The 13277-nt window shown below is 33.0% G+C and carries 25 protein-coding genes and 1 pseudogene; 10 read left to right on the top strand and 16 right to left on the bottom strand.

Annotated features, from left to right (window positions below; genetic code table 11):
* Window positions 1-29: 29 nt before the first annotated feature.
* On the top strand, window positions 30-446 hold the full coding sequence (locus HMPREF3031_RS12985; RefSeq protein WP_083317886.1) for a hypothetical protein: 417 nt from the start codon (window positions 30-32) through the stop codon (window positions 444-446).
* A gap of 170 nt (window positions 447-616) precedes the next feature.
* Here the strand turns inward: HMPREF3031_RS12985 and HMPREF3031_RS06370 are convergent, their stop codons facing one another.
* From HMPREF3031_RS06370 to HMPREF3031_RS06340, 7 genes are all read right to left on the bottom strand, one after another.
* Entirely contained in the window at window positions 617-1300 is a 684-nt protein-coding gene (locus HMPREF3031_RS06370) for a putative HNHc nuclease (RefSeq protein ID WP_070724737.1), read from the bottom strand.
* Between the two features lie 12 nt (window positions 1301-1312).
* The gene (gene ssb, locus HMPREF3031_RS06365) at window positions 1313-1759 is read right to left on the bottom strand and encodes a single-stranded DNA-binding protein (protein ID WP_070724736.1); all 447 of its coding nucleotides are present in this window, start codon (window positions 1757-1759) and stop codon (window positions 1313-1315) included.
* On the bottom strand, window positions 1759-2388 hold the full coding sequence (locus HMPREF3031_RS06360; protein WP_070724733.1) for an ERF family protein: 630 nt from the start codon (window positions 2386-2388) through the stop codon (window positions 1759-1761). The genes ssb and HMPREF3031_RS06360 overlap by 1 nt, the downstream gene beginning before the upstream one ends.
* On the bottom strand, window positions 2381-2611 hold the full coding sequence (locus HMPREF3031_RS06355; RefSeq protein WP_070684223.1) for a DUF2483 family protein: 231 nt from the start codon (window positions 2609-2611) through the stop codon (window positions 2381-2383). Before HMPREF3031_RS06355 ends, HMPREF3031_RS06360 begins: the two co-directional genes overlap by 8 nt.
* A complete protein-coding gene (locus HMPREF3031_RS06350) occupies window positions 2604-2843 on the bottom strand; it encodes a hypothetical protein (protein ID WP_070684225.1) in 240 nt (79 codons plus the stop codon). Before HMPREF3031_RS06350 ends, HMPREF3031_RS06355 begins: the two co-directional genes overlap by 8 nt.
* A gap of 244 nt (window positions 2844-3087) precedes the next feature.
* Entirely contained in the window at window positions 3088-3315 is a 228-nt protein-coding gene (locus HMPREF3031_RS06345) for a hypothetical protein (protein WP_060804183.1), read from the bottom strand.
* 17 nt (window positions 3316-3332) lie between these two features.
* Entirely contained in the window at window positions 3333-3551 is a 219-nt protein-coding gene (locus HMPREF3031_RS06340; RefSeq protein ID WP_070724730.1) for a hypothetical protein, read from the bottom strand.
* 62 nt (window positions 3552-3613) lie between these two features.
* Here HMPREF3031_RS06340 and HMPREF3031_RS06335 point away from each other — a divergent pair, with 62 nt between their 5' ends.
* Window positions 3614-3832, top strand: coding sequence for a hypothetical protein (locus HMPREF3031_RS06335; RefSeq protein ID WP_070724729.1), 219 nt, complete (start codon window positions 3614-3616; stop codon window positions 3830-3832).
* 177 nt (window positions 3833-4009) lie between these two features.
* Here the strand turns inward: HMPREF3031_RS06335 and HMPREF3031_RS06330 are convergent, their stop codons facing one another.
* A complete protein-coding gene (locus HMPREF3031_RS06330) occupies window positions 4010-4210 on the bottom strand; it encodes a hypothetical protein (protein WP_060804180.1) in 201 nt (66 codons plus the stop codon).
* Between the two features lie 135 nt (window positions 4211-4345).
* Window positions 4346-4564 carry a Thoeris anti-defense Tad2 family protein gene (locus HMPREF3031_RS06325; RefSeq protein ID WP_060804179.1) on the bottom strand — a complete coding sequence of 73 codons (219 nt, stop codon included), beginning with the start codon at window positions 4562-4564 and terminating at the stop codon, window positions 4346-4348.
* A gap of 77 nt (window positions 4565-4641) precedes the next feature.
* Between HMPREF3031_RS06325 and HMPREF3031_RS06320 the strand changes: the two genes are divergently transcribed.
* The gene (locus tag HMPREF3031_RS06320) at window positions 4642-4851 is read left to right on the top strand and encodes a hypothetical protein (RefSeq protein WP_060804178.1); all 210 of its coding nucleotides are present in this window, start codon (window positions 4642-4644) and stop codon (window positions 4849-4851) included.
* Between the two features lie 11 nt (window positions 4852-4862).
* Here the strand turns inward: HMPREF3031_RS06320 and HMPREF3031_RS13670 are convergent.
* A pseudogene (locus HMPREF3031_RS13670) lies at window positions 4863-4937 on the bottom strand (hypothetical protein); the annotation flags it as partial.
* Between the two features lie 46 nt (window positions 4938-4983).
* Between HMPREF3031_RS13670 and HMPREF3031_RS06315 the strand changes: the two are divergent.
* A complete protein-coding gene (locus tag HMPREF3031_RS06315) occupies window positions 4984-5454 on the top strand; it encodes a hypothetical protein (protein ID WP_070724727.1) in 471 nt (156 codons plus the stop codon).
* On the opposite strand, the gene HMPREF3031_RS06310 is transcribed toward HMPREF3031_RS06315, so the two are convergent.
* The 4 genes from HMPREF3031_RS06310 to HMPREF3031_RS06295 are packed head-to-tail and all read right to left on the bottom strand — an operon-like array spanning window position 5417 to window position 7126.
* A complete protein-coding gene (locus tag HMPREF3031_RS06310; RefSeq protein WP_070724726.1) occupies window positions 5417-5650 on the bottom strand; it encodes a hypothetical protein in 234 nt (77 codons plus the stop codon). The two genes, HMPREF3031_RS06315 and HMPREF3031_RS06310, sit on opposite strands and share 38 nt — an antisense overlap.
* A gap of 14 nt (window positions 5651-5664) precedes the next feature.
* Window positions 5665-6414, bottom strand: coding sequence for a phage antirepressor KilAC domain-containing protein (locus HMPREF3031_RS06305; RefSeq protein ID WP_070724724.1), 750 nt, complete (start codon window positions 6412-6414; stop codon window positions 5665-5667).
* A 13-nt stretch (window positions 6415-6427) separates the two neighbouring features.
* The gene (locus HMPREF3031_RS06300; protein ID WP_070724721.1) at window positions 6428-6874 is read right to left on the bottom strand and encodes a hypothetical protein; all 447 of its coding nucleotides are present in this window, start codon (window positions 6872-6874) and stop codon (window positions 6428-6430) included.
* A 12-nt stretch (window positions 6875-6886) separates the two neighbouring features.
* Window positions 6887-7126 carry a helix-turn-helix transcriptional regulator gene (locus tag HMPREF3031_RS06295; protein WP_070626472.1) on the bottom strand — a complete coding sequence of 80 codons (240 nt, stop codon included), beginning with the start codon at window positions 7124-7126 and terminating at the stop codon, window positions 6887-6889.
* Between the two features lie 168 nt (window positions 7127-7294).
* Between HMPREF3031_RS06295 and HMPREF3031_RS06290 the strand changes: the two genes are divergently transcribed.
* From HMPREF3031_RS06290 to HMPREF3031_RS06275, 3 genes are all read left to right on the top strand, one after another.
* The gene (locus HMPREF3031_RS06290) at window positions 7295-7996 is read left to right on the top strand and encodes a helix-turn-helix domain-containing protein (protein WP_070724718.1); all 702 of its coding nucleotides are present in this window, start codon (window positions 7295-7297) and stop codon (window positions 7994-7996) included.
* Window positions 7997-8055: 59 nt separating this feature from the next.
* On the top strand, window positions 8056-8979 hold the full coding sequence (locus HMPREF3031_RS06285; protein WP_060804173.1) for an exonuclease domain-containing protein: 924 nt from the start codon (window positions 8056-8058) through the stop codon (window positions 8977-8979).
* Between the two features lie 306 nt (window positions 8980-9285).
* Window positions 9286-9480, top strand: a complete 195-nt coding sequence (locus HMPREF3031_RS06275; RefSeq protein WP_060804171.1) for a hypothetical protein — start codon at window positions 9286-9288, stop codon at window positions 9478-9480.
* On the opposite strand, the gene HMPREF3031_RS06270 is transcribed toward HMPREF3031_RS06275, so the two are convergent.
* Window positions 9477-10055 (bottom strand): hypothetical protein, encoded by a 579-nt coding sequence (locus tag HMPREF3031_RS06270; RefSeq protein WP_060804170.1) that lies wholly within the window; start codon window positions 10053-10055, stop codon window positions 9477-9479. The genes HMPREF3031_RS06275 and HMPREF3031_RS06270 overlap by 4 nt on opposite strands.
* A 108-nt stretch (window positions 10056-10163) precedes the next feature.
* On the opposite strand from HMPREF3031_RS06270, the gene HMPREF3031_RS13435 reads away from it, so the two are divergent.
* From HMPREF3031_RS13435 to HMPREF3031_RS06260, 3 genes are all read left to right on the top strand, one after another.
* Window positions 10164-10316: a hypothetical protein gene (locus HMPREF3031_RS13435; RefSeq protein WP_156423344.1), complete on the top strand. Its 153-nt coding sequence runs from the start codon at window positions 10164-10166 to the stop codon at window positions 10314-10316.
* A gap of 13 nt (window positions 10317-10329) precedes the next feature.
* The gene (locus tag HMPREF3031_RS06265; RefSeq protein ID WP_060804169.1) at window positions 10330-10563 is read left to right on the top strand and encodes a hypothetical protein; all 234 of its coding nucleotides are present in this window, start codon (window positions 10330-10332) and stop codon (window positions 10561-10563) included.
* 90 nt (window positions 10564-10653) lie between these two features.
* A complete protein-coding gene (locus HMPREF3031_RS06260) occupies window positions 10654-11703 on the top strand; it encodes a site-specific integrase (RefSeq protein ID WP_070468919.1) in 1050 nt (349 codons plus the stop codon).
* Between the two features lie 67 nt (window positions 11704-11770).
* On the opposite strand, the gene sufB is transcribed toward HMPREF3031_RS06260, so the two are convergent.
* Window positions 11771-13168, bottom strand: coding sequence for a Fe-S cluster assembly protein SufB (gene sufB, locus HMPREF3031_RS06255; protein WP_002481616.1), 1398 nt, complete (start codon window positions 13166-13168; stop codon window positions 11771-11773).
* Window positions 13169-13277 lie beyond the last annotated feature (109 nt).

Genomic DNA, 13277 nt, shown 5'->3' with positions numbered 1-13277 from the left:
GCTTTTGCATCGGATTGGAGGTGGAATATATGGATAATTGGTCTAACCATAAGAGACTATTAACTTTAGAAGAAAAGATGGAATTAAAACTGGATCATACGCATTTGTTTTTTCATGAAACCGACTTATTTTTGATAGCTAAATCTGCTCTGAACATTGCTTATACATTAACTGAAAGCTCATTCAAAACTCATTTGCTTGATTGCTTAAAGTGTCTTCAAAACTCTTTAGAAGCTGGGTTGAACTTAATAACAATTGATGAAGATTACTATCCTTATGAATCTTTTACAAGGAAATTATCTAATTTTGTAAATATCTTCGCTTTGGATTCCGATCAGCCTTCTTATCAAAAGAAGGACGAGTTTTTTCAAGTTCTTCTTGATACTTTTCATCAATTACCTGTAGTAGATTTTGGAGAACTAACTTTATCATCCTTTGTAACTTAATATTTGCTTCGTCATCTTTTACTAATAGGTAATTTATCCAACTATCAGCTAGTGGTATTTCAAGCATTTTCTCTTCTATTTCACTACTGATAGTTGTTTCATTGTTTTCATCTATTGTCTTTTCGTGTAAATCTAATATAAATTGCAGTGCATATAGTTCCTCTTGCATTTTACTTAGTCTCACCATTTCTTTCTCCTTTCAACATTTTGTTAAGCCGATCATCTACTGAAATCCACGAGTTTTCTAAATGGTGTAATTTATCGAAGCTTTCAACGCCCATATTATGTTGGGATTGATGGTGCTCTCGGCATAGCGCTAACACTTCATATCCGTAATGGTCCATTGTCTTACGATTCTTACCTCTACCTATTGCGTAATGGTGTGCAAGGTCTGAATGAGGTTTACCGCAGATAACACAGTTACGGTTAACTGTAGACCAGTACAAGAAAGATTTATCTTGTTTAAGCAGGTCGCTTGTTTTATAAGCTAATGGGATATCGTTATGAAATATCCAATCAAGCGTAACCTCTATGATTTGGTTTGCTTGGGTACGTGTACAGTCGCTTAATGAGAGGCGTTTTTCATACCCATAGAGGACTTCTACGTAATCCATGAACAAATACCTCATATAGTCTCGGGGTTGCCCTGTGTGACTCTCTATGTCGTTACATAAGGCGAATATTTTCCGGCGTTGTTTATCGCTAATTAGAAAAGGATCTACTACCTTTACTTCGACTTCTACATCCATTCCGTTATCCAGTAACAAGGTTTCTTTGTTGCCAAGTTTTACATTCTTGATGACGGCAGTAATTGTACCGTCATCTTCTTGAATGTAATTAGTGATTCTTTGCATTTAAAACCACTCCTAGAAAGGTAAATCATCCGTATCCATATCAAAGTTGTTGCTATTATTGAATGGATTTTCGCTTTGAAGCGCCTTCTCTCTTTGCTGCACTTGGTTATTTGATTGGTTATTGTTTGAGGATTGTGTATTCTTAGGTTCTAGGAATTGCACACTGTCACATACGACTTCCGTAACAAATACACGGCGGCCTTCGTTGTTTTCATAGCTGCGTGATTGTAAGCGACCATCGACACCTGCTAAACTTCCTTTATTCAAATAATTATTGACGTTTTCTGCTTGTTTACGGAATACAACACAGTTGATAAAGTCCGCCTGTTGCTCTCCGTTTTTATCCTTAAAATTATGGTTGACCGCTAGTGTGAATGTTGCTACATCTACACCGCTTTGCGTTGTTCTGAATTCTGGGTCTTTTGTTAAGCGACCTACTAATACGACTCTATTTAACATTAGTCATTACCTCCAGGTATTGTTTTTGCGTTGTTTTGTATTTTATTAATTATTTGTACTGCTTCGTTTTCTGTTAGATTGTAGTTTTTAACACCGAATTTTTGCTCAACTACGTTTTGTGGTGCTTCTTTTTTAGTACCTTTGATTAAATTTGTGAAGTTAATAACTTCTTTTTTTAATGTCCCTAGAGTTTGACTACTAGCCATTTGCGCTTGTTTGTTTTTGTAGTTCTTTCCACTCGCCTCATTACCATCATCATCTTGATCACTTGTAATTCCAAACACCGCACTCAATGAATAACGACGCATATATGTTAGTGCTGAACCTACACCTTGAGGAGTATTCTTGTCAGGCTTAGTAGTTGCTGGCGGAAATTCTATATATTCGCCGCTTTCATGTAGTAATACCGTTGAGATTCCTACCAATCCACTTTCTGTAGTGACTGGATATTGTGAGTAAGTCAGTCCATGTTTAGGCGCTACATCATCTATTGCTTCAACTACATTTTCAAGTGGTACATACTTACTTTTGAAGAATGGGTTGTTAGCGTCTTTCATTGGTTGTTTTACTTCTTTGTGGAAGTTTGCTAACGCTTTGTTAAGTTCGGTTATCGATTCTGATTTATTCATACTCAACCTCCTCATATTCAGTTGTTTCTGTAACTGTCTTTTTTATCGCAGTGTGGTATGTCATGTCTACTACTGCATCTTCCATTCCATTGAAATCTTTAGCGTCACGACGGTCAGTTGAATATTTGATTGTAGGAATTTGTTTAGTGGGTCTGTTCATTACATAAACGTCGTTAGGTGCGTATTTAAGCTTAATTAAATAGGTAACTGTTTGTTTAGGCATTGGAATTCACCTTTTTTCTGTCACTCAATATTTTTTCTATATTTGCTACGCATTGTTTTTTGTATTCATCGCTATTGTCACTGCCGACAATGACATGTTGGACATCTAAGTCTTTTCTATACGTGAATACTAGTGTTTGCTTTTTATCATAATTAGAGTATTCGATCGTACCTTGCACTTCCGACTCATCTAACACATCGATAAATTTATGTGAATATTTTTTAAGGTCCATGTAGTACCTCCTGTAAAAATTTGTTATGATGTAAGGGGATTCATTTCATCTTTGACTGTTAGCAAATTTCGGTGCTAGCAGTCTTTTCTATAGCAATCATGCTTACTCATATTGTATGTCTCAAAAGTTATTGCTATATTATCCATATATGATTGACTCCCCTAATAATTTTGGTAATATATGGATATGAGTAATCTCATATCCTACCGACTGTTTGCTATTAACCACTAGCATTCAGTCTTTTTTAATATTTGATTGTGAATAACGTAATATACTCTTCGCCATCATCTACTACTTCACCTTCATCATTGAATATATCTACTTCGTAGTACCAGACTAAAAAGAACAGATATACCGCAAGTGACAGAAGTAAAGAAATCGCTGAAGATAGAATGAAATCTTGTGTTACAAATGTAAGAATAGTTGTGCTTACAAAACAAAATACATATGCTATCCAAAATGATTTATGCATTTTAATTACCCCCTACTTTATACGGTGATTTCTTTTAACTCTCGTATCTTTTCATCTGATAAATCACAATACGGAAACTTTTCTCTCACCAATTGAACGGGGACTTTTCCGCTAATCGCAATAAATCCTTCTTCCTTAAGTTCATTGTTCATCTCTCTTACAATAGAGGTTGCTTTGCTTTTACCAACTCCTGCTAGTGTCTGTATATCTTTTATACTTAAATAATTGATGATCATAATAACGTCTCCTTTCGTGTATAATTGTTTTATCGCTACTGCGTTGGATTGGGGGTGTTGATATGTCACTTTCTCCAAAACCAGGTCACTTTTACCGTAAAAAATCTTGGGAAGATTTAGATAAGATGTTGCAATCTCTCTTCAATGATGAGGATGTTCGAAATCCTAACGCGACTATAGATGTTAATGATTACATTATGTCTAAGAATGAAATTGTTGAAGAAGCCAAGAAAAACATGTATAAAGTGACAGTAAATGAAGATTATATTACTTTCGAATAATTTTTAACTTTGTCATCTCAGAATCTAAGTAATTTAATCTATTTTTTATTTCCTTAGCATTCCTAATCTCCTCCGCCAAGATGAAGATTAGGAGTGCTATTTTGATTGCTTCTTGAATGCTCATTTTGTTCCACCTCCTTTAATTCCGCTCGATTGTGGTTTTTGGTATATTTCAACCTAGCGACGATAATTAGCTAGGTAATGTTGTTCTCTATCAATTAGGTAGAGAACCTCATTTATTTCAGCGTATGAAAGTTTAGCGTTTTTAATTTCTTCGTTTAATCCTTTTTTTAGTAACTTTTGTTCTTTGTTAAGCAAATTGTTACCTGTTTCAATGCTACGAAGTTGCGGATTTACTACTCTTTTTATTTCTTGCATTATTTGTCCCTCCTATTAAATTGTTTGTTCAATATTTGGTATAATCACCTGGGGTGGTGATATTGTGCTTACAAACGAAGCGAATTTTGTTTTACATCATTTTTAATAGATTTAAAAAAACTAGCGGGTGCTTAATTATTCTCCTACAACATGCCATTCATCAGATATTAAGTCCTCTGCCAATGGTTGCCATCTTTGCTTATAGGACTTCTTATCTGGGATGGTGTACAACATGCCGTGGTATGGGTCGTTTGTAGGTAATATTTCTCCCCGTAACCCTTCATTTCTTAAATCTTTTCTATAAATTGATTTGCCTTTTTCCATCGCTAACTTTGTTGCTTCTTGAATGTTCATTCCATTTCCTCCTTAATCTGTTCGTTCGATATTTGGTATAATTTGGTTATCTCCTTATAGAAAGGAGGTGGGTAACTATGTTTGAAGGTTTAAAATATAACCCGCAAGAATTTGCTTCTGCTTATATCCAAACCCTTCCACATGCTGATAAAATTGATGAATTTAACAACAGAGTGGACTATCAAGAATATTTAGATAAGCGACGTCAACATTACTTTTATCAATATTTAAAGGCTCTTGAATTTGCAAACAGCTTTTCTAAATCTAGCGATACATCCGATGAATAACGTGTAATGTAACGTTCAATCTTTACGACCTTCCAAGTCACAACTGCCATTGTGATGAGGAGGGTTGTTTTGTATAGTTTGCTCATTTCGTTTCCTCCTTTCTGCTATACTCCTAATAAGGAGGTGATTTACATGAGTTATAAAGAATTAAAGTGTATTGACACTTTGCTTAAATTAATCAGCAATGATCTGAAATTGGATTTTTCATACAAAATAATTTGTAAATGGAATAATCAATTTGTAACACTAGATTTTGTGATTCCTTTTGAATGGGATGATGAGTTTTATCTTTCAGAACCTAAAACTATCGCTTCACTTTCAGATGATAAAGCGAAGTTTTATACGGAAGTTAACTCTCAATACAATATGGTGAAAGGAAAATTCAAATTTAAGCAGTTGATAAATCATTACAAAAACCAAGAAACTAATTATTTAATGCTTTATCTTTTAGAAAATAATGATTTTTACGAATTTGATATGAATTGCTCTGATTATGCATATAACATCCAATCTCTAGATAAAAGCTGGAATATACCAATCATAAAAATTGATGATGATTTAGAATTCATTTCTTTACATTTGGTAAAACATGAACAAAATTAGATTCGTATTGTAACTTTGCATGAACAAGATTTAGGACCGCGTATGCTTCCTCATACGTTGGTTCTTTTTTCTTTATTGCTTGAAGAATTTCATTAGCTAACTCTTGGTGTTCTTGTGAGTAAAATTCTTCGAATGCTTGTTCTTTCAATGTATAAACCTTAAAAATTTGATTTCTACTTAATTTTTGCTCTTGCATGTGGTTTCCTCCTGTTAATTGTTTTGTTTTTCGTTCAAAAATTTGTTAATAAAATATTGTTGTCCTTTACCAGTAACTTTGGGTGTCTTACTAATCGATGTATGTCCATCAGAATGACTGATTGTGGTTTCTTTGATTTCAAACAATTCTCGTTCCATTGAGTATTGTGTTGGCATGTTGTAATCTACACCCTTACGTTTAATGAGAAATCCATTTTGGCGTAACCATTCAAACAATCTACGCTGACCAATATCGATACCGTTTTGTTTAATAATCTTTGCTAACTCACCAACCAGAATTGATGTTTTAGTAGTAGCTACTGCATCAGCAAATACAATCTTCGGTTTATCTTTTTCAATTTGAGTTTCTAATTGTAGGATTGTATTGTTTGCTATCTTTAAGGCACGTTGCATTACCATTTCTGGACTGTTCCACGCTTTTTCTACTTGAATAAAATATTGTCTTGCACGCTTGCCTGGTTCACTGCGTTGTATCATTGCGATTTCTTTTGCAGTGTCTAGTGTGAGTGCGTGGTCAGTCATATTTTGGTATCCACCTTGGGTAAGACATTTTTGGGTCACCCTTGTGTAATCAACATCTTCTTCAAAACCATATTCGGACATTCTGCCGAACCATTTTTTATATTCTGTTTTGACTTCCAATGCCTTATGAAGTTCCCGACCGCTGATTGCGATTTCTCCATTTTCTTTTTCTTGAATGTTGAACATCTTTCCGATGTCAGGTTTAGTTTGTAAATCTAGCATGTGGTTTCCTCCTCTACTCGAAATCTTTAATAGATAAATTTGAAAGACGCTTTTGGTATAGATGTAAGTACATATCTTTGAAGTATCTGTAAATCTTTACAGCCTCTTCAAATTCACGTTCACTTAAATCAGAATTTCTGCTAACGCCAAAAACTGCTAAAGTTAATTTTCTTATAAGGTCATGAATTTGATCATCATATACTTTTCCATTAAAGCGTTCGTTGTTTCCTATAGGATATTTCTTTAAAGCTAATGGTTTATAATGATGTCCTCTATATGGAGGTTTTATAAACTTTGTAAAATTAAAGTCTTCATTGATGTTCGCTATATCGTCTTCTTCAATTCTTACTTCACTAAAAATTGAGATTGGTTTAATTGTTTTCTTACCGTCCAACCTTTTACTTACTTCACGTTCTACAATTTCAATCAATTCTTGTTTTGTTAATGTGATTTGCTCCATTGTTTCCTCCTATTAAGTTGTTTGACGTTCTTTGTGCATTTTTGGAACTTCTTTGATAAAAAAATATTCTGGGAACAATTCTTGAATAGGAATCTCAAGATCTTTAGAAAAAACCATAGCTTCATCTAAGCTAATAGGAATTTCTCCACGTTCTCTTTTTCCATATTGTTGACCTGAAACGCCTATTAGGTTTCCCATATAGTCTTGATTTTTTTTAGCTGTTTTACGAGAGCTATATAAATCTTTGTGCATTTTTGGAACACCTCCTGACAACAATACTAAACCCATTGTTCCAAAATTGCAAGTGTTTTTAACATATTTTTTTACTCTACACATAATTTTAAGTTTCTGTTGCATTTTTGGAACTTAAGGCATATAATGAAGTTACAAATTTAAAAACAAGTTTAAAGGAGGTAAAAAATGACTTCATTTTCTTCAAATTTAGAGCGACTTATGAATAAAAGAGACATGAGTGATAGTGATTTAGCGAACTTAGTAGATGTTAACCGCACAACTGTTACAAGATGGAGGAAGGGTATTAGAAGTCCTAAACTAGATAAATTACCTGAAATCGCTAATATCTTTGGTGTAGAACCCTTAGATTTAGTGAGCGAAAATAATAAAAATAAAGTTATTGAAGAAATCAATACTACTACATCCCAACTCACACCTCCACGCCAGCATAATGTATTAGATTTTGCTAATAAACAATTAGAAGAGCAGAACAATGAAGTATCTGAAAATGACAGAAATATTATTACTATCAAACGTATGCACGCTGCAGCTGCTGGTGTAGTCGGCGAAGAATTGTTTGATGACTTGATTGAAGAAGATGTTGAGTTTTATGAAGATGAAGTTCCTAAGGGTGCTGACTTCTGTATATTAGTTAACGGTGATTCGATGGAACCCATGATTAAAGAAGGTACATACGCATTTATCAAAAGAGAAACTAACATAAAGGATGGAACGATCGCTTTAGTAGTTCTTGATGGTACAAGCTTTATCAAACGTGTTGATATCCATCCGGAATATCTTAAACTTATCTCTTTGAATCCGAAGTATGAAGATATTACAGTAAGTTCATTTAATGATTTGAAAGTAGTAGGAAAAATAGTTTTATAAAATCATAATTTACATTATGGCAAGTCAAAAAATATTTTAAATAAAGGAGTTTGATAATTATGGATTTTATCGCCATTGATATTGAAACTGCTAATGAAAAACGTGATTCTATTTGCTCAATAGCGTTATTAAAATATAAAGATAATAGAATTTGTGATGCTCTCTATACTCATATAGATCCTGAAACATACTTTTCTTCTATAAATACTTCCATACACGGAATAACAAAAGAAGATGTGGCTGATTCTCCTAAAATGTATCAAATGTATGATGCTATTATTAGATTCATTGATAACCATATTATAGTAGCGCATAATACATCCTTTGATATGTATGCATTATGCGATTCTTTTAGAAGATATAATCTACCTTTACCTAACAATCTATATTTTTGTACTTATAGATTAAGTAAAGATCTCTATAATTTACCTTCATATAGACTTCAAGATTTAGCTATACACTTTGACATAGAAAACGAAGAATATCACAATGCTTTTTATGACGCTAAGGTCTGTGCCCAGATTGCCTACTGTATATTAAAAGATCAAGGCATAAGTTTAAATGAATTAGTGGAAAAACAAAATTTTAAGTATGGAATATTAGGTGAAAATGGATTTGTAAAAAAATCGACCAATAAAAAAATAATTAATCTGACTTATAATCAAGAGTTAAATGATAAGAACCATATCTTTTATGGTAAGCACATTTGTTTTACTGGAGCATTAAAATCATTTACAAGAAAAGAAGTAGCACAAACAATTACTGACATCGGTTCTATATATGATTCTACTGTAAAAAAATCAACTAACTATCTAGTTGTAGGAGATTTAGAAAATTTAGAGAAAACACATAATTATACTAAATCAACTAAAATTATAAAAGCAGAAAGATTATCAAATGAGGGGCAAAATATTGAAGTTTTGAGTGAAATGGATTTCTTAAAACTTTTGTCAACTTTCACTCCTACATTAACCAAAGCGTAGAGCTGGTGGGGAAAGTAATTTTATAACCCCCCTCCACTCTGGGGCGAAGGAGGAATACGAAATGACAAAGCATAGTAAAACTCTCATTGCATTAATGCCTCTATATCTTTATTTCTTCTACCAAGGATTCTATGTTGTTATTTATAACGAAAGTCCTGTTGCTAGAGTTATAGCAGTTATCAGTATATTGATTTTCACAATCATATTAACGCTGTTTATAACCACTAATCTAATTCAAAATAAGAAATAGCAAAAAGAATATAAAAAAGACGTCTACATAAGTAGACGCTGTAAGGTGGTGATATTATGAGTAATGAAAAGAAAAAACAACAATATAATCCTAATGACCCAGGTCATCGTGGTGGCGGAGGGTCAAGTCATGAGAAAAGAAATAATGAACCTATAAGAAAAGGTTATAATAATCGCACAACAGAGTTTAAAGAACCTACAGAATCTACAATGGAGTCATTGTTTGGTAAAGAATTTAAAAAGCATCATTAGTTTTTTAAACCATAAAATTTATAATATTCATCTGTGTTTTTAGGTTGATAATAATACTCTTTAATAACTTTTTCATGATTTTTTATTATTGGTGTAGGCCTAATTGAAAATATTGAATCTAAATCATTTGTCATTTCATGTTTAAGTAATATTCCTTGATAAATAGGGTGTTCATTATCTTTATACTTTTCTATATAAAACATATTTGAAGTTTGTAAAATTGTATCTATAGCATGTTTGTCATTTAATGGATTTAGATTATTAGATTCTCTTTCCTTATTCATTTTATTTCTAAATTTTTTTATCATATAAGGATAAGCTGATTTATTTAAGACATTTATCACAATAAAGGAAATTATTAACGCTATTATTATCCCGAGAAAATTGTATATATGAATGTAGTTTATAAAATAAAGAACTATCATGAATATACCAATACTAATTAAAGAGAATAGCACCGAAAACATTTTCTTTATTTCAATTTTTTCTGTATCAAAAATTGACAAGTAATCTAAGTAAATATATGTGAATAATCCTGCGACACCAGAACTACATATTAATAAAATTAGTTCCAAAATAGCACCTACTTTTTTATTTGATTATAACATATTTCTATATGTTGAATAGTAAGGATAGATTTAAGCTATATTACTTTTGGATTTAGGACGTAAGGGGGAACATTTATGTGTAAGTATTTGAATAAAAGAAAAAGAGCGATGAACATAAATAACCAAAAAGATATTAGAGAAATTAATAAGGATTTAGAGAAAATATTGTGTGAAAGGGAATTAAAAAAACTCATTAAAAAAGATAAGAAAACCTATTTTAAAAATTAAGGAGGAACATAAAATGAAATTTAACGATTGGCTTATTAAAGTAAAGTATGACGGAGAACACGAAGTTCTTACAAACGAGAACACCCTAGTAATTATCGACCAAGACGACGATGTAGCGTTGTATGTAAGAGATAATGGCGGAGTGTTAAAAGTAAACAAAATAAATTACAATAGCGACTTTTATATCGACGCTGACAATAAAGTTTTAGAGCTTGAAATTCACAATACTGTTTATGATGAATTGTAAAATTATTTCCACTTAAGAAATCAATAACTTTAGGGTACCTCCCCGTACCCTTATTATTTTTTTACCTTTTTTGAGGAGGAATGAGAAAAAATGCCAGTATATAAAGACGATAGTACAAACAAATGGTATTTTTCTGTCAGATATAAAGATGTTTACGGTAATAACAAGCGTAAAATGAAACGAGGTTACAGTACTAAAAGAGAAGCTAAATATGCAGAAGCTGCGTTTTTAAATGATATTAATGAGGGTTATAGCGATTCGAATACCTTCCACTATGTGTTCATGCATTATTTAGAGCATAGCGACTTAAGACCTAAAACTAAAAAACGTAAAATCAATGAATATAACAGACACTTTAAAAATAAGTTCGGTCATATTAATATGAATAAAATTACGCAGAACCAGTGTCAAGAGTTTCGAAAATATTTAATGGATAATATTCCTTCCACTAACACCGCACGCACAATATGGTCTGGTTTCAAAGTAGTTATCAATTACGCTAAAAAATATTTCGGTTTGCGTATAGATCCTACTATCTCAATCAAACCGATTCCACGTGTTAAACCTAAACCAAAGTATATGTTAAGAGAAGAATTTGATGAGCGTGTAAAAGAAGTGGAGGAACAAGATTATCAAGAATTATTTAAGTTGATGTTTTATACCGGGTTGCGCATTGGAGAAGCAATGGCGTTAGTATGGACAGACTTTAATAAATATAAAAAAGAGATATCCATAGACAAAACTATGGACATCTCTAATCGGACTATATATCCCAGAGCTAAAACTGAAAGCTCTGAAGATATTGTCCCCTTACCTAAATTTATTAACCAAATGTTAGCTGATCGCTACCAACGTGAAAAAGCAGCTAACAAATATTTTGATGAACGTAGCTATTTTATTTTTGGTGGAATAGCACCTAAACATTATAGTCATGTTCATAAAAAATTTCAAAAGGCTTTCCCACATTATAATATTCACACGCTGAGACATTCTTATGCATCATACCTTGCGAATAATGGTGTAGATATTTTCGTTTTACAGTCACTCATGAGACACGCTCAAATCACTGAAACGATGGGCACTTACAGCCATTTATACACCCAGAAAAAGCATGATGCGATAGCCATTTTTGATGAGTAAATGGTATCAAAATGGTATCAATAGCCATTTTCCGACTATAAGAATCGCACAACCACGCGGTTTACAGCTATCCAATACTACCTTCCATTTCGAATTTGATTAGACGGTTCATTTCAACGGCATATTCCATTGGTAGTTCTTTTGTGAATGGTTCGATGAAGCCCATTACGATCATTTCAGTTGCTTCTTCTTCTGAAATACCACGGCTCATCAAGTAGAAGAGTTGCTCTTCTGATACTTTAGATACTTTCGCTTCGTGTTCTAATGAAATGTCATCGTTCATAATTTCATTATAAGGAATCGTATCTGAAGTTGATTTGTTATCTAAGATTAACGTATCGCATTCGATGTTTGAACGTGCACGTTTAGCTTTACGTCCAAATTTAACGATACCACGGTAAACAACTTTACCGCCATCTTTTGAGATAGATTTTGAGACGATAGTTGAAGATGTGTTTGGTGCTAAGTGAATCATTTTCGCACCAGCATCTTGAACTTGTCCTTTACCAGCTAATGCGATTGAAAGTGTACTTCCTTTCGCACCTTCACCAGCTAATACACAGTTAGGGTATTTCATAGTCAACTTAGAACCTAAGTTACCGTCAACCCATTCCATGTTACCATTCTCATGAACTAAAGTACGTTTTGTAACTAAGTTATAAACGTTGTTAGCCCAGTTTTGAATTGTAGTATAACGAACGTGTGCATCTTTGTGTACAATGATTTCAACTACAGCTGAGTGTAGTGAGTTTGTAGTGTACACAGGTGCTGTACAACCTTCAACGTAGTGCACTGAAGCACCTTCATCAGCGATGATTAAAGTACGTTCGAATTGACCCATGTTTTCTGAGTTAATACGGAAGTATGCTTGTAGTGGTGTATCTAATTTAATATTCTTAGGAATATAAATGAATGAACCACCTGACCATACTGCTGAGTTCAATGCTGCGAATTTGTTATCTGCAGCTGGAACTACTGAAGCGAAATATTCTTTGAATAATTCTTCGTTTTCACGTAATGCAGAGTCAGTGTCTTTGAAGACAACACCTTTCTCTTCTAATTCAGCTTCCATGTTTTGGTAAACAACTTCTGATTCATATTGTGCAGAAACCCCAGCAAGATATTTTTGCTCTGCTTCAGGAATACCTAAACGGTCGAAAGTACGTTTGATTTCTTCAGGTACTTCGTCCCATGAACGTTCTGCTTGTTCAGAAGGTTTTACATAGTAAGTGATATCGTCAAAGTTTAACTCTGACAAGTCGCCGCCCCATTGTGGCATTGGCATTTTATAGAATAACTCTAAAGATTTTAGACGGAAGTCTAACATCCATTGAGGTTCTTCTTTCATTTTTGAAATCTCAGTTACGATATTTTCTGTTAATCCGCGTTCTGATCTGAAAATGGACACATCATCGTCGTGGAAACCATATTTGTAATCCCCAACATCAGGTGCTTTTTTAGCCATTTCAATCACTCCTTTTATATAATCAACACGATACATAGACACGTGGCAATATTTCAATCAATTGATAGAACTTCATGATGATTTATAGCTTTCACAATACTCTATTGAA

The sequence above is a fragment of the Staphylococcus sp. HMSC072B07 genome (assembly GCF_001815505.1).
Classification (GTDB): domain Bacteria; phylum Bacillota; class Bacilli; order Staphylococcales; family Staphylococcaceae; genus Staphylococcus; species Staphylococcus simulans.
Note: the sequence above shows the minus strand (reverse complement) of the source record. Positions and strands in the feature narration are given on the sequence as shown.

Coding starts and splice junctions, on each gene's coding strand:
- HMPREF3031_RS06325 (WP_060804179.1), bottom strand. CDS start 4,564: ATGAACATTCAAGAAGCAACAAAGTTAGCGATGGAAAAAGGCAAATCA.
- HMPREF3031_RS06290 (WP_070724718.1), top strand. CDS start 7,295: ATGACTTCATTTTCTTCAAATTTAGAGCGACTTATGAATAAAAGAGAC.
- HMPREF3031_RS12985 (WP_083317886.1), top strand. CDS start 30: ATGGATAATTGGTCTAACCATAAGAGACTATTAACTTTAGAAGAAAAG.
- HMPREF3031_RS06360 (WP_070724733.1), bottom strand. CDS start 2,388: ATGAATAAATCAGAATCGATAACCGAACTTAACAAAGCGTTAGCAAAC.
- HMPREF3031_RS06265 (WP_060804169.1), top strand. CDS start 10,330: ATGAAATTTAACGATTGGCTTATTAAAGTAAAGTATGACGGAGAACAC.
- HMPREF3031_RS06320 (WP_060804178.1), top strand. CDS start 4,642: ATGTTTGAAGGTTTAAAATATAACCCGCAAGAATTTGCTTCTGCTTAT.
- HMPREF3031_RS06340 (WP_070724730.1), bottom strand. CDS start 3,551: ATGATCATCAATTATTTAAGTATAAAAGATATACAGACACTAGCAGGA.
- HMPREF3031_RS06310 (WP_070724726.1), bottom strand. CDS start 5,650: ATGCAAGAGCAAAAATTAAGTAGAAATCAAATTTTTAAGGTTTATACA.
- HMPREF3031_RS06260 (WP_070468919.1), top strand. CDS start 10,654: ATGCCAGTATATAAAGACGATAGTACAAACAAATGGTATTTTTCTGTC.
- HMPREF3031_RS06355 (WP_070684223.1), bottom strand. CDS start 2,611: ATGCCTAAACAAACAGTTACCTATTTAATTAAGCTTAAATACGCACCT.
- HMPREF3031_RS13435 (WP_156423344.1), top strand. CDS start 10,164: ATGTGTAAGTATTTGAATAAAAGAAAAAGAGCGATGAACATAAATAAC.
- HMPREF3031_RS06335 (WP_070724729.1), top strand. CDS start 3,614: ATGTCACTTTCTCCAAAACCAGGTCACTTTTACCGTAAAAAATCTTGG.
- ssb (WP_070724736.1), bottom strand. CDS start 1,759: ATGTTAAATAGAGTCGTATTAGTAGGTCGCTTAACAAAAGACCCAGAA.
- HMPREF3031_RS06275 (WP_060804171.1), top strand. CDS start 9,286: ATGAGTAATGAAAAGAAAAAACAACAATATAATCCTAATGACCCAGGT.
- HMPREF3031_RS06330 (WP_060804180.1), bottom strand. CDS start 4,210: ATGCAAGAAATAAAAAGAGTAGTAAATCCGCAACTTCGTAGCATTGAA.
- HMPREF3031_RS06315 (WP_070724727.1), top strand. CDS start 4,984: ATGAGTTATAAAGAATTAAAGTGTATTGACACTTTGCTTAAATTAATC.
- HMPREF3031_RS06345 (WP_060804183.1), bottom strand. CDS start 3,315: ATGCATAAATCATTTTGGATAGCATATGTATTTTGTTTTGTAAGCACA.
- HMPREF3031_RS06370 (WP_070724737.1), bottom strand. CDS start 1,300: ATGCAAAGAATCACTAATTACATTCAAGAAGATGACGGTACAATTACT.
- HMPREF3031_RS06300 (WP_070724721.1), bottom strand. CDS start 6,874: ATGGAGCAAATCACATTAACAAAACAAGAATTGATTGAAATTGTAGAA.
- HMPREF3031_RS06295 (WP_070626472.1), bottom strand. CDS start 7,126: ATGCACAAAGATTTATATAGCTCTCGTAAAACAGCTAAAAAAAATCAA.
- sufB (WP_002481616.1), bottom strand. CDS start 13,168: ATGGCTAAAAAAGCACCTGATGTTGGGGATTACAAATATGGTTTCCAC.
- HMPREF3031_RS06305 (WP_070724724.1), bottom strand. CDS start 6,414: ATGCTAGATTTACAAACTAAACCTGACATCGGAAAGATGTTCAACATT.
- HMPREF3031_RS06350 (WP_070684225.1), bottom strand. CDS start 2,843: ATGGACCTTAAAAAATATTCACATAAATTTATCGATGTGTTAGATGAG.
- HMPREF3031_RS06285 (WP_060804173.1), top strand. CDS start 8,056: ATGGATTTTATCGCCATTGATATTGAAACTGCTAATGAAAAACGTGAT.